The organism is Polynucleobacter paneuropaeus (genome assembly GCF_003261235.1).
GTDB lineage: Bacteria > Pseudomonadota > Gammaproteobacteria > Burkholderiales > Burkholderiaceae > Polynucleobacter > Polynucleobacter paneuropaeus.
Genome location: NZ_CP030085.1, coordinates 312,033 through 325,751, shown reverse-complemented (window position 1 = coordinate 325,751; position 13,719 = coordinate 312,033). Strand labels below are relative to the sequence as shown.

Here is a 13,719-nt window from a genome sequence, read left to right as displayed (position 1 = left end):
GTCGATATTTAACTTCTAAAATGTGCCTTTGCATCATACAAAGTTTCTAATGTAATACTTACTAGTCCCTGCTCTACTGCATAACGCTCTGTATTTCTCCTGGCTTTACCTCTGACAAAAAAGGGAATCTTATTGAGCTCTTTTTCTGCGTCAGTTTCCCAGGCAGGTGATCCATTTTTAGAGGCGGCCATAGCGGGTGGTTTGTCTGAGCTTTCTTTAGCAGGAGCTGTGGCATGACCCAGATGTGATGGCATAGCGCCGTCATGAAATTCAAAATCTCCCTTGAACATGCCAATTAAATGCTCTTCCAGACCCATCATGAGAGGATGGACCCAAGAATCAAATAACACACATGCACCCTCAAAGCCCATTTGCGGCGAGTAACGAGATGGAAAGTCTTGCACGTGCACTGGAGAAGAAATCACTGCACAAGGTATTTTCAAGCGCTTAGCAATATGGCGTTCCATCTGGGTACCCAGGATTAACTCTGGTTGAAGCTCAGTAATCTTTTCTTCAACTTCTAAATAGTCATCCGTAATGATTGCTTCAAGCCCAAGCTCAGCAGCTGCCTCACGCACTTCACGAGCCAATTCACGGCTATAAGTTCCCAATCCAACTACTTTGAAACCCATTTCATGAGCCGCTACTTTTGCCGCTGCAATTGCATGGGTGGCATCACCAAATATAAATACGCGTTTATTGGTGAGATAGGTTGAGTCTACAGATAAGGCATACCAACGCGCTTTAGACGATTGGCTTAATTTTTCGACATCGCATTCAATACCTGCTAACTGGCAGACTTCAGCTATGAACGCTTTAGTACCTTTAAATCCAATCGGAATAGTTTTAGTTGAAGGCTGACCAAAGCTTCTACTCATCCAGGTTGCTGCAGTGTTTGCAGTCTCTGGATATAAATTCACATTAAAGTCTGCCTCATGTAAACGAGCAATATCCGCTGGATCCGCACCTAGTGGCGCAACCACATTGATCTCAATACCTAAGTCACGTAATAAGCGTGAAATTTCTTCAACGTCATCGCGATGACGAAAACCCAAAGCAGTAGGACCCAAAATATTACAACTAGGCTTTGCACCCGATGCACGGGCTGGGCGTTGTTGTCCTGGCGCCAAAATAAAAGACTGTCCCAACAAACGGACCATTTGATAAAAAGTCTCTGCTGCACCCCAGTTCTCCTTCTTTTGATATGCCGGTAATTCAAGCGGCAATATCGGAACTGGTAAATCCAGGGCAGCAGCCAAGCCACCTGGATCATCTTGAATGAGTTCGGCCGTACAAGAAGCCCCTACCATTAATAAATCGGGTTTAAAACGGGCGTACGCTGTCTTCGCAGCATCTTTAAATAACTCTGCAGTGTCGCTACCTAAATCACGTGCCTGAAAAGTCGTATAGGTCACTGGCGGCCGCTTTTTCATCCGCTCAATCATGGTGAACAAGAGATCCGCATAGGTATCGCCTTGCGGAGCATGTAGCACGTAATGCACTTTCTCCATTGCAGTAGCAATCCGCATGGCGCCCACATGTGGCGGACCCTCATAAGTCCAGAGGGTTAACTTCATGCAGCCTCCGTCATCATGAGCTTCGCTTTTCTCGTTAAGGGTCGAGCAAACAACTCTGCTAGATCAGCAGCTTGGTTGAATCCTTGAATCGGCGTGAAGACAAGCTCGATAGACCACTTAGTCGTAAAGCCCTCAGCCTCTAATGGATTCGCCAGTCCCAGGCCACATACCACCATGTCTGGTTGTTGCGCACGACAACGATCTAATTGATTCTCTACATTTTGACCTTCGGACAATTGAGTCTTGGGGTCTAACATTGCCAACTCTTCTGCCATGTGCTGGCGATGCAAATAAGGAACGCCAACCTCCATCAAATTCATGCCCAGCTCTCTATTTAAATAACGCGCTAACGGTATCTCCAACTGAGAGTCAGGGAAGAAGAAAATAGATTTACCTTGCAATACTTCACGATGCGGCTCAAGTGACTTATTGGCGCGATCTCGCTGTGGAGCAATGACTTTTTCAAATACCTCGGGAGAAACATTCAAGGCCTTAGCTGCGGCAGAGAACCATTTTTCCGTTCCTTCCACTCCCAACGGAAAAGGCGCAGAAATTCTTTGAGCCCCCATGTTCTCCAGGAACCTGGCGGTATCCGTCAGAAATGGCTGGGCCAATAAATATTTGGTCTTTGGGCCGACAACGATTCTTTGAGTGGATTCGCGTGGCGGGAAAAAAGCAAAAGACTTTAAACCCAGATCTTTAAAGATGCGATGAAATTGATCCTCAACAACATCAGCCAAGCAACCGACCACCAATAGCTCAACCTCATCGGATTGATTAGATTTAGGCAAATCCTGCACTAGCGCAGCCAAACAAGCATCTTCGCCTTGGGTAAAGGTTGTTTCAATGCCGCTGCCAGAGTAATTCAGAATGCGCACATTCGGGGCAAATGTTTTGCCTAGGCGTTGTGCCGCCCTTGATAAATCCAGCTTAATCACTTCAGAAGGACATGAGCCCACCAAGAACAAGAGTTTGATATCTGGACGACGCTCAAGTAATTGCTTTACCACCTTATCCAATTCATCATTTGCATCTGCAAGGCCGGCTAAATCACGATCATCAATAATGGCAGTTGCAAAACGGGGCTCTGCGAAAATCATCACACCTGCTGCAGATTGAATCAAGTGAGCGCAGGTACGAGAGCCGACCACCAGAAAAAAGGCATCTTGAATTTTTCGATGAAGCCAGATAATCCCAGTGAGTCCGCAGAATACCTCTCTTTGCCCACGCTCTTTTAAGGGCTGGAAATCTATCTTCACTTCCTGGGTTACAGAATTCAATTCTGGCCCCTAGAGTTGATATACGACTTGAATTGAAGATTAAAGCTGTGAATCATGGGATTAATTTCAAAAAGGGTCAGGCAGCAAGAAAATACTTACTCATTTAAATGTAACAATAATCTTACACAATAAAAGCTTCTTAAGAGCTATTAGATATAAGTGTTTATACCCATCAATTGACCAAGATCAAGAAATGACTTATTCACAAATCCAATGAAAAAACCCCAAATACTGGAGCATTTGGGGTTTTTTACTAACCAAGAGTAAAGGCTTATCTTTGCGACTTTAGTAATGCCTTGAATGTCAGAACACTCAGAGCAATCCCAATGCCTAGGGACACTAAAAACATGGCAAATTTAGATTGGGTCTGTCCAGCAGGGAAGATTAGATAGAAGGCAACGGTAATGCTGACCACCATTCCAAAAAATCCCGCTATCTTGGAAATCCGGTCTCTCATGTCGTGAAATTTAAACATACTCTGCATCCTTTCAAGTTTTGCCAATTCATGAAAACTTTAAACTGCGTTATTAATCGAGTCAATATGACTAGGGAATACCCTCTATCTATTAGTAGATTTCTCTACCTCAAGCAAGCCGTCTTCTATGGTGTAAGGCGCCTCATATGCTAATTGATCTCTAGCCTTTTGAATAGAGACAGAAAAAGGATGCGCCATTAAGTGAACCATTTCTCTAATTAAGGGAGGCTCACCGCGAAGCGGCAAGTATTTCCAGCCATTTTCTGTAAAACGTGCAAGGGGTCGGGCAAAGGAACGGGGTATAGATAGGGTTGGCACCTTGTACTTACCCGCCTTCAGTCTCATGCTCATCCATTGCCTAAACCGCATTGGCGGTCCATCGCTGATAAAAAAACTTTCTTGGTTTGAATCCGACAACAGCGACTTATTCATCGCTTCACAAAGATTTTTAATGTAGCAAGTTGAGAAGAGATAATCCCCTTGATCAAACCAGCCAAATTTATTGAGATCAGCAGCTCTGCCCAAGAGTCGATCAACGATATCACCTTTGCCCCAGACAGAAGAAGGCCTGAGGCTAATTGTTTGAAGTGCTTCATTCCCAGCGTGAAGGACTAACTGCTCTGCTTGGGACTTGCTATGACTGTAAGGAAAGTCCTTTAATAGTGGCAAAGCTCGAGATTCTGAAATATTCAGATTTTGTCCCAATGGATTTTTAGCAATCGAGGCATCACTCATGTAAATGAACTTCTTAATCCCAGCCTGCTTTGCTGACTCTAGAATATTTTTTGTCATGAAAACATTAGTCTCTAATAATGCTTTTTCTGAATCCCAAAGCTTCATCTCTGCTGCGCAATGAATTACGGCATCCAAACCCTGCAGTCTCTTGGATAAGCTTTCCACATCATTCAGGCTTCCCGACCAAACCGCAGTATTAGAGTGAGATTGAATATCGATAGCTTGCGGTGTACGAAAGTGACATACAAGCTCATGACCCTCCGCGATCAAAGAGTCAATCAAATGACTGCCTACAAAACCACTAGCCCCAGTCAAAAAGATCTTCATTTACTAAAGAGCTGGCCAAGAAATAATGCAGATCTTCCGTAGTAATAAGCGGTGGCTAGTAATACCTTGGGAGAGAGGGCAATAATTGAAATAAGCAACAAGATATAGAAGAACCAATGCCTAGTAGATCCATAGGCAGTCAATGTAATGAGCCCCAGAAAAATGAGCCTGCGCACTTGACCACGGGGTAGCCAAGGGCTTCTTTTATAGAGGGGTGCTTTATGAGTTACGGAGCTTTCGCCTGCCATCTTCCTGTAGTCACTAAAAAAATTTAATCCAATCTAAGTGAACTATCATAGATAATTATTAGGGATTATTCAATGACCAAGCAGAGCAACAAAACAAGTCCCGGTGGATTTCGCACCCTAGCAGCGCTACTCCCTTTTTTAAAGCCATATAAAAAACAATTTGTATTGGCCATCTTCAGTCTAGTACTTGCTGCAAGCGCAACCTTGGCTGTCCCCTTCTCTTTTAGACAAATTATCGATTTGGGATTTAATACCAACAGCGGCAACCAAATCAACACTACTTTTTTAACGCTATTTGTTGTTGCTGGCTTAGTGGCCTTAGGAACGTCTCTGCGTTTTTATATGGTGTCCTGGTTAGGCGAAAAAATTACGACTGATATTCGCTCCGCAGTTTATAGCCACGTTATCAAGCAGAGCCCAGAGTTCTTCGAGTTCACTCATAGCGGTGAAATACTTTCACGCTTAAATACGGATACGGTGCTGATCCAGACACTCATTGGAACCAGCGTTTCAATGGCCATCAGAAATCTTCTTTTACTGGCAGGCGGCTTGGTCATGATGTTTATTACCAGCCCTAAATTATCAGTACTGATTTTTGCCACCCTATTACTCACCATCATTCCAACCGTGATCATGGGTAGACGAGTCAGAAAGCTTTCTCGAAACTCACAAGATAAGATTGCGAATGCCTCTGCCTTGGCTAGTGAAAAATTAAATGCGATACCGACAATTCAATCATTTACTAATGAGAACATTGAAATTAAGCGCTTTAATCAATCCATTCATACTGCTCTTGATGCAGCCATTACTCGCACACGGGCAAGAGCATTACTTACATTCGTAGCCATATTATTTGGCTTTACTAGCATTATCTTGGTGCTGTGGCTTGGTGCTTATGCAGTCATGGACAATCAAATAACTGCTGGAGAATTGTCTCAGTTCATTTTGTATGCCGTGATTGTGGCGGGAGCGATAGCAGGTATTTCTGAAGTCATCGGCGATACCCAAAGAGCGATTGGTGCAAGCGACCGCCTTCTAGAACTCTTAAATGTGCAGTCTTCGGTTCAAGCTCTTGCTATTGCGCAATCAATCCCCCAAGTCAGTGCAGCTGGTATTGAAGTGAAAATAGATAATCTGAACTTTCACTATCCATCGAATCAAAATAGTGTTTTGACTGATCTATCTCTAGAGATTAAGCCCGGTCAAAGAATTGCTATCGTAGGCCCATCAGGCGCAGGGAAGACCACGCTCTTTCAACTATTACAGCGCTTCTATGACCCCATTAGCGGAGAAATTCTTTTCAATGGCATCGATATTCGCAAGCTTGAGCTCGAAGCGCTAAGAAAGTTGATCGGCGTTGTTCCCCAAGATATTGTGATTTTTTCAGATAATGCCATGGAGAATATTCGTTTTGGCAGGATGAATGCGACTGATGATGAAGTTCTAGCTGCAGCTCGCCTCGCCATAGCGGATGAATTTATTTCCAAACTACCAGAGGGATATCAAACCTTCTTAGGTGATCGAGGTATCCGCTTGTCCGGAGGACAAAAACAGCGGATTGCAATTGCAAGAGTCTTATTAAAAAATCCGGCCTTGTTACTCTTGGACGAGGCTACTAGCGCCTTAGATGCCGAGTCGGAATTACTTGTACAGCGGGCTCTTGAGGCAGCAATGGATCATAGGACAACTATTGTGATTGCCCATCGACTCTCCACCGTAAAGCAAGCGGACAAAATTATCGTACTGGAACATGGACGGATCATTGAGACCGGTACTCATGCTGATTTAATTCAACGAAGTGGGCTTTATGCCCGTTTAGCTAAACTTCAGTTTACTGATCGCTAACAGAGCATCCCCTTAGGGAATAAATTCAGGAGTTCAGTGCTCTATGGACTCCAAGGGTTTATACCGATAATTAGAGTAAACACTAGTTAACGAAAAAATTATTGGCATTTAGGCTTAATGTTTTAAGCAGCAATCCGATGGTAGCTCACTAGTCATACTTTAAACACTCCATGCTTTCTTCAGACGCCAATCAATCTAAACAAATTTTTTTAGCCCAGCCCAGAGGTTTTTGTGCCGGTGTCGAGAGGGCCATCACGATTGTTGAAGAAGCCTTGAAGAAATATGGCAGCCCCATTTATGTCAGGCATGAGATTATTCACAATGCCTATGTTGTCAAAGATTTTCAGGCAAGGGGAGTTATTTTTATTAACGACGTAGCGGAGGCACCAGAGGGAGCTATTCTGATCTTTAGTGCACATGGTGTAGCTACAGCAGTTAAAAATGAAGCTCAATTTCGCAATCTAAAAGTTTTTGATGCAACCTGCCCTTTAGTTTCAAAAGTGCATGCTGAGGTCATTCGCTTGCACGCAAGTGGTTATCAAATCATTATGATCGGTCACCTCGGACATCCTGAGGTTGAAGGCACGATAGGACAAATTGATGCTCCAGTTCACCTCATAGAAAAAGTAGCTGATGTAGAGGGCTTAAGTTTTAAAGAAGCTGAATTGCTCGCCTTTGTTACTCAAACCACCCTATCGGTAGACGAAACCTCTGAAATCACTGCCGCTCTGGTCAAGAAATATCCGCATATTCACGCGCCTAAGAAACAGGATATTTGTTACGCCACGCAAAATCGACAGGATGCTGTTAAAGCAATGCTGCCTTTAGTTGAGATCGTGATTGTCGTTGGCAGCCCAAACAGCTCAAACTCCAAAAGACTTCAAGAATTGTCTTTGAAGATGCAGGTTCCTGCGTTTTTAGTAGATGAACCCCTGGATATAAAACCAGAGTGGTTTGCTGGAGTGCGCAACATCGGCATCACTGCTGGCGCATCAGCTCCCGAAGAATTAACGGCAAAAGTAATCAAAGCCATCAAAGCGCTTTCAAAAGGTGTGGTCTTACCCATGAAAGGTATCGCTGAGAACATCAACTTTTCTTTGCCTAAAGGCTTGGTTTAGGCATCCCGCTTAATTTCTATTTCTAGAAATAAAATACGTCCAATAATGAGGACTATTTATTCCAGCTTTTGAAAAAAGAGCTTGATATAGTAGCTAAAAAATAGCATGCCATACCAATAATGAAGATGTAATACTCACCAGTATTAAAAAATAGCACTAACCCTACTATCGTTATACCAAGGGAGAGAACGCTGAGTATTGTTTTTGCAAACATATTAATTCCTAAAATTAAACTATTAATCTTTGCTTATATTAAGACAAAAAGGGATTTAGTGTGAACTGCTGTCAATTTAGGTCCACTACCAAAGAGAGTTTTTCTATAGTAAATCATTGCAGCAACATGGGTTGATTTTGTATTATTTGGGGTACTTGGGTTTGGGGTGCTGGTGGTCTGTAACCTAAAGCGCTATGCGGCCTGACATGGTTGTAATGCTTAACCCACTCCCCCACGATGATCTGGGCTTCTTTTAAGCTATAAAAGATCTCCCCATCCAAAAGGTTGTCCCTAAAGGTGCCGTTAAAGCTTTCACAAAAACCATTCTCCCAAGGGCTCCCGGGTTCAATGTAGGCTGTCTTTACTCCAATGCCAGATAACCAACTACGCAGCTCTTTAGCAATAAATTCTGGGCCATTATCACTTCGGATGTGCTCGGGGATGCCGTGAGTAATCATGGCGTTCGCCAACTGCTCAATCACTTGGATCGAGCCAATCCTTCTAGCGCAGTGGATCGTTAAGCATTTCCTGGTGAACTCATGACCAAAGGAAATCCCTTTAGGGACAATCATGGTGAGCATCCGGATCTTGCCACCATAAGCATCTCTAATAAAGACAAAATCATAACTCCAAACATGATTTGGGTGGTTGGCTCTTAGCCTCATACAACTACCATCGGAGAGCCAGAGCCTGCCTCTAGGAGGCTGCTTTTGTGGGATCTTCAGACCCTCTTGCCGCCAGATGCGAGCAACCTTAGCGGTAGTCGCTTGCCCCCAACCAGCGTTACGCATCATGCCCGCAATAAATCTATAACCGTAACGGCCATAGGTGCTGGCCATGCGGATGACTTCGGCTCTAAGGGGCTCTTCGTCATCTCTAGGCAATGGCATATAGCGATACGCTGCTCTAGATAGCCCCACTAAACTGCAGGCAGTCCGCTCAGAGATAGAATGCTGGTCCATGAGCAGCTGCGCTGCATTTTTACGCCTAGTCCCTGAAGGGACTTCCGCTGGTCGTAAGCTTAGAAGTTTCCCTTAATGACTTCCTTGAGCATCACCTCTCGTAGTGATAAGTCCGCTACGAGCTTCTTAAGCCGGGTATTTTCCAGTTCCAGATCTTTGTACTTCTTTGCCTGATCGACCTTCATACCACCATAGATCTTGCGCCAGCGATAGTAGCTTTGCTCAACCGTTCCCACTTCTTTACAAGCTTGAGCTAAGGTTTTGCCATTGGTGGTTAAAACATCGATTTGACGCAATAAGGTGACGATTTGCTCGGGTTTAAGACGTTGGCCTTTTGCCATATTTAGCACTCCTTTAAGGTGAAGATTATCAAAAATCCTCTCTTCTGGAGTGGTACTAAAAATCAGGTCAGTTCAATTATCAAAAATCCTCTCTTCTGGAGTGGTACTAAAAATCAGGTCAGTTCATATGCACCAGCAAGCATTCGAGCTTACAAAGCGGACTTTAATGAACTGATTCACTTTTGCGATGAAGAAGAGGAGAATGCATTACCCACTCACCCTCGGACAATCGCAAGCTTTATTATAAAAATGAGTGATGGTAAGAGATCATCTGCCAGCATTCGAAGAGCAGTAGCTGGTATCGCAACCATTCATAAACTCAATCGCCATCCAGACCCCACCAAAGATCCAGATGTCGTTCTTGAGATGCGCAGAATGCATCGCAAGTTAGGGCGCTCATGTAGTCAGGCTGGCAGCATCAATGCAGATACCTTGGAGAAGTTGTTATTAGCTACCGATGATTCGATTAGAGGCATTCGAGATAGGGCTTTATTGCTAGTGGCCTATGACACCCTATGCAGACGTAGTGAATTAGTCTCGCTAAAAGTCAAGGATATCAAAATCAACATTCAGAATGGTACTGAGACTTCATCCATTCTCCTGAGAAAAAGCAAGACCGATCAAGACTCCACAAGGAAATGGCTACATCTAAGTCGAAGAGCCCATCTAGCATTGGTGGAGTGGATGAATGAACTTCCTGAAGGACAGGAATACCTCATGGTCGGTATTGACCGCGGGGGAAGAATTTCACTCAGCAGTCTGGGTTCAGGTCAGGTCAATCGCATATACAAACGAATAGCCAGGAATGCAGGACTCGATGAATTAGTTATTGAAGGGATCAGCGGCCATTCAATGAGAGTAGGTGCCGCGCAGGATTTACTCAATTCGGGAGCAAGCATGCCAATCATCATGCAACGCGGAAGATGGTCCAAGACTGATACTGTTATGAGATATCTGGAGCACAGCGTTAGAGCTAGCTAGGATTTAACAATCTACAGTTGCGCACTAAACCCCACGGTGGGTTTACCCATATAGTGCAAGTTGGTCCCCATAAACTGCAATTTGGTCCACCATAAAGTACAAGTAGTGCGAATTTGAATCGAAATGCTTAAAAATTTGAGGGCGACTGAATTCTGAGGGTAATCAGTGGTTTATTTTTAAGCAGATAAATCAACTAATAGTTGATTTATCTGCTTAAATTTACACTCAGAGGGAAATTTAAGCGTGAGAAGTGAAAAAAATCTTCTTAGAGATATAAACCCAGAAGAAAAAGTTAACGAAAAATTAGGCGTGGGACGGTCACTTGCAGCTTATGAATAAACCCACACTGAGAAGCCGAAATAATGCCCCTGTAGTCGTCAAGGGGTATGTACGCAAAATTGACTAAGATCCAATAAAAGTTTCCAAGATGAATCCTTTAAGAGATAGACTAGCGGGCAACATGCTTTAACTTTAATGAAACTATCGCATAGAGCCATAGCGATCCTACCCATAAAAGTAGGAAGTAAATTGCATATAGAGCTAATATTAGTTGGATCTATTTATGCGCAAGCAGCGAAAAACTAAAAGTTTAGAAAAATTGGTGGGCTTTGCTTAAACTTTTCCAGAATAAAGCACAGATACCGCCGACTTTATAGCATCTTAGAGCTCGATAGTCCTCCCTCATCTTAATTAATAAATGATTTAAAGACCTATTGCTCTGACCCCCGACTCGCATTTTTATCAAAACACGCTCTATGTAAGCGGATTGAATATCGCCCCGACTAAAGTAACGAAGAATTGCATCATAGTCTCCTGAAATTCTATAGCTTGTGTCATATGTGCCGTAATCGTCAATAACGCTGCGCCTAATAAATATAGTAGGGTGAGGAGGCATCCACCCCCAAGAAAGCTTATCTTTTGAAAACTGCCCAGCAATCCAATGACGAATTGTTTTGGTTGAATCAGATTTGGATACGTAATCTAAATCACCATAAACAATATCTACCGAAGGGTTTTCAAAAATCTTTACTACTTCTGAGATGACAGATTGGTCAGCAAAAAAATCATCGGAGTGGAGAACGCCAATAACACCTCCACTAGAATAACGAATCCCTTTATTCAGTGCATCATAAATTCCTTTATCTGGCTCACTTACGAGAATATCTTCATCTCGAATTAGACTTTTTATAACTTGCACTGTTCTATCATTAGAGGCACCATCAATTATTACATGCTCTATGAATGGGTAATCCTGACTTTGCACGCTCATGACTGCTTGAGCAATCAGGTCCTCGCGATTATAAACAACAGTAATGATTGAAATTTTCGAATTATTCATCGCATCCTGCAATCTTTTTAGTATTTATAGCTATTCTAGAGATACTTGCAGCCACGCTATCCCAGCTTTTTGGCACAGAACTAAGGCTGGCATTCCAATCTGGCTTCCAGCCCTTTTTAAGCAAATCTTTTAATCTATTTAAAGCATTCTCAAGAGATTCAATACTGTCAGGATCAAAATATATTGCCCCCTTTCCACAAAGAGCATGCGCATAAGGCAGATCAGGACAAATTACCGGCAAACCTAAAAACATCGCTTCCAATAATGGAAATCCAAAACTTTCTTTGTTTGACAAAAATAATAAAGCATCGACCCCTTTATAGGCGTCAATCAATTCGCTCGGAGAGAGAAAACCGACGCAATGGACCCATGGTATCGTAGGAGCGGGATTAATGACGTTATTAAGCGTCAACTTAAGCTCTAAAACCGGCCATTTCACAGATTGTGTTTTTTGTATTTTGCTAAGTATCTTGTGATTCTTATGCGGGTAATCTGCTGATGGATATATTAATCGAAGGCCCCGCTCTTCAATTAGGGGGATTGGATCTCGCTGAAATTTACAGGCTAATAACCACTCTGGCACTGGATGAGAAACAACATGAACCCTTTCCCGGATTGATGGATATGTGTCAATGAGGGTATCTCGCATAATTTTGCTCTGAACAATAAACGCGTCAACTCTATTCATATTAAAGCGAAAAATGAATCTGGCAACTACGTACTTCAACTCACTAAGTTTTAATTTTGATCCAGCAGGCCTTGTTAGGTGCGGGGACTGCAAAAAAAGAATTTGTGGCGATCTAACTCTAAGTGGAATATCCCCCAAAACTAGCAAGGGTGAGTCGCCATTAAATTTGTAAGCCAAGAAAGTGCACTCCAAAAATCTTGAAATCACTTTGGGCATATAACGCTTATATCTACGAAGCACTACGTTTCTTGATGTAGAACTAAAATGAGATAGTTGGCCGATATCCGGCAAATATATTTCGGAGATATGTATATTATTTTCTCTGATTAACGCAGGAAGTAGCGACTTTAGGAGCTGACTTGCGCCCGCTCCAGTTACATTTGTAAGGTGAACTCTTATACCATTGCTTAATGACGGTTTAGACATCATGACTTGTACCAAGGTGATGGTATGGTCGCCCTCTCTGAATGAGGGGCTCTAATTATTCTGAGCATATAAATAGCCGCAATTTCTGGGTCAATAAATTTCACAGCCTTGCCAGCATTCTCTTTCAATATCTTTAGCGACTTAGCATTTTTTTCAAGCCTGATTATTTGATGGGATAACTCATCAATATCACCTGACTTAAACTTTACTCCACAATTAAATTTATCAATAAGGACTCCAGCGCCCACTTCGTCACTACATATAACCGGTACACCAGCAAGAATCGCTTCGTTAACCACCACCCCCCATCCATCATACCTGCTAGGAACAAGCACTAAATCATATTTACCCATTACACCCTGAGAATTCCCAAATGGGATTACCCCCCCATACTGAATATTTCTTGACGAAAAGCGTAATAAATCAGAATTTCCTGGACCATACATATCTATCGAAATTTTTGAACCTTGATTCCATAGAATCTTGCCAACATCAATTAGCAAATCAAAACCTTTTGTCTTTAGAAGGCTGCCTATAAAAATAATTTTAAGGGTTGGATTAAATGAATACCTCATATCGTCTCTCGACTGATCAACGTCTTTTATTTGCTGAGGTATAAAATAGCCAAATCCAAATAACTTACTAATTGGAAAGCCTGCACCCAGAAATTGAGCGTGAGAACGTTGGGATATTGTAAAAATTCCAGCCACAGACGATTTAAGTAATGATCCATACAACTTATATAGCCAAGGGCGAATCAAAACTTTAATATACCCAAAAAATGGGGAAGTTTCCTGCAAATATCCATCAAGCCTTGGGGAGTAAGACTCGGAAATAATATAATATTCAGCGCCCAGCCATGAGGCGAACAACATACATGGAATAAATCTTATGTCTGAAAATGGGGATGCAAATATATGAACACTATTTCGCTGCTCCCGAATAACAGAAAAACAAAACCAAAAAAAATTGTTTCTTGGTATTAGCCTTTTTTTACTTGACAGAGGATTTAAGTCCTGCCATCCCTGTATTTTACGTATCTCATCTTCTTTTGTTACCACATAAGGTATTACTTCGCCGCCAGCTTGTTTGGCAAGGGCTTCGTAGGTATAAGCCTGATGGTCAGTAAGAACTGACTGCCATGTGTATATATCGTAACCCAC

The 13,719-nt window shown here is 42.6% G+C and carries 11 protein-coding genes; 3 read left to right on the top strand and 8 right to left on the bottom strand.

The genetic code is table 11. The features are described 5' to 3' along the window. Nucleotides 1–8 precede the first annotated feature (8 nt). The 4 genes from bchB to Pas1_RS01760 all read right to left on the bottom strand — a co-directional run bounded on the left by bchB (nt 9) and on the right by Pas1_RS01760 (nt 4,394). Nucleotides 9–1,577: a ferredoxin:protochlorophyllide reductase (ATP-dependent) subunit B gene (gene bchB / locus Pas1_RS01775; RefSeq protein ID WP_112294322.1), complete on the bottom strand. Its 1,569-nt coding sequence runs from the start codon at nt 1,575–1,577 to the stop codon at nt 9–11. Continuing rightward, complete coding sequence (locus Pas1_RS01770; protein WP_112294321.1) at nt 1,574–2,857, bottom strand: ferredoxin:protochlorophyllide reductase (ATP-dependent) subunit N; 1,284 nt, start codon at nt 2,855–2,857, stop codon at nt 1,574–1,576. Before Pas1_RS01770 ends, bchB begins: the two co-directional genes overlap by 4 nt. Nucleotides 2,858–3,128: 271 nt before the next feature. Further along, nucleotides 3,129–3,332, bottom strand: coding sequence for a hypothetical protein (locus Pas1_RS01765; RefSeq protein WP_136625597.1), 204 nt, complete (start codon nt 3,330–3,332; stop codon nt 3,129–3,131). 84 nt (nt 3,333–3,416) lie between these two features. Further along, nucleotides 3,417–4,394, bottom strand: coding sequence for an NAD-dependent epimerase/dehydratase family protein (locus Pas1_RS01760; protein ID WP_112294319.1), 978 nt, complete (start codon nt 4,392–4,394; stop codon nt 3,417–3,419). Between the two features lie 320 nt (nt 4,395–4,714). Here Pas1_RS01760 and Pas1_RS01750 point away from each other — a divergent pair, with 320 nt between their 5' ends. Next, the gene (locus Pas1_RS01750; protein WP_112294317.1) at nt 4,715–6,487 is read left to right on the top strand and encodes an ABC transporter transmembrane domain-containing protein; all 1,773 of its coding nucleotides are present in this window, start codon (nt 4,715–4,717) and stop codon (nt 6,485–6,487) included. Nucleotides 6,488–6,657: 170 nt separating this feature from the next. Continuing rightward, nucleotides 6,658–7,605, top strand: coding sequence for a 4-hydroxy-3-methylbut-2-enyl diphosphate reductase (gene ispH, locus Pas1_RS01745; protein ID WP_112294316.1), 948 nt, complete (start codon nt 6,658–6,660; stop codon nt 7,603–7,605). A 327-nt stretch (nt 7,606–7,932) separates the two neighbouring features. Here ispH and Pas1_RS01740 read toward each other — a convergent pair. Next, nucleotides 7,933–9,122, bottom strand: a protein-coding gene (locus Pas1_RS01740) for an IS3 family transposase (protein ID WP_112294315.1) whose coding sequence is annotated in 2 segments (ribosomal slippage) — nt 7,933–8,855 and nt 8,855–9,122 — 1,191 coding nt in all. Because the reading frame shifts where the segments join, the coding sequence is not laid out codon by codon here. A gap of 18 nt (nt 9,123–9,140) precedes the next feature. Here Pas1_RS01740 and Pas1_RS01735 point away from each other — a divergent pair. After that, on the top strand, nt 9,141–10,103 hold the full coding sequence (locus tag Pas1_RS01735) for a site-specific integrase (protein WP_112294314.1): 963 nt from the start codon (nt 9,141–9,143) through the stop codon (nt 10,101–10,103). Between the two features lie 589 nt (nt 10,104–10,692). Here Pas1_RS01735 and Pas1_RS01730 read toward each other — a convergent pair. From Pas1_RS01730 to Pas1_RS01720, 3 genes are read right to left on the bottom strand one after another with little or no spacing between them, the layout of a single operon-like run. Next, nucleotides 10,693–11,442: a glycosyltransferase family 2 protein gene (locus tag Pas1_RS01730; RefSeq protein WP_112294313.1), complete on the bottom strand. Its 750-nt coding sequence runs from the start codon at nt 11,440–11,442 to the stop codon at nt 10,693–10,695. Next, nucleotides 11,435–12,559, bottom strand: coding sequence for a glycosyltransferase (locus Pas1_RS01725; RefSeq protein WP_225971632.1), 1,125 nt, complete (start codon nt 12,557–12,559; stop codon nt 11,435–11,437). Before Pas1_RS01725 ends, Pas1_RS01730 begins: the two co-directional genes overlap by 8 nt. After that, nucleotides 12,556–13,719, bottom strand: coding sequence for a glycosyltransferase (locus tag Pas1_RS01720; RefSeq protein WP_112294312.1), 1,164 nt, complete (start codon nt 13,717–13,719; stop codon nt 12,556–12,558). Before Pas1_RS01720 ends, Pas1_RS01725 begins: the two co-directional genes overlap by 4 nt.

Coding starts and splice junctions, on each gene's coding strand:
- Pas1_RS01725 (WP_225971632.1), bottom strand. CDS start 12,559: ATGATGTCTAAACCGTCATTAAGCAATGGTATAAGAGTTCACCTTACA.
- Pas1_RS01760 (WP_112294319.1), bottom strand. CDS start 4,394: ATGAAGATCTTTTTGACTGGGGCTAGTGGTTTTGTAGGCAGTCATTTG.
- bchB (WP_112294322.1), bottom strand. CDS start 1,577: ATGAAGTTAACCCTCTGGACTTATGAGGGTCCGCCACATGTGGGCGCC.
- Pas1_RS01750 (WP_112294317.1), top strand. CDS start 4,715: ATGACCAAGCAGAGCAACAAAACAAGTCCCGGTGGATTTCGCACCCTA.
- Pas1_RS01765 (WP_136625597.1), bottom strand. CDS start 3,332: ATGTTTAAATTTCACGACATGAGAGACCGGATTTCCAAGATAGCGGGA.
- Pas1_RS01730 (WP_112294313.1), bottom strand. CDS start 11,442: ATGAATAATTCGAAAATTTCAATCATTACTGTTGTTTATAATCGCGAG.
- ispH (WP_112294316.1), top strand. CDS start 6,658: ATGCTTTCTTCAGACGCCAATCAATCTAAACAAATTTTTTTAGCCCAG.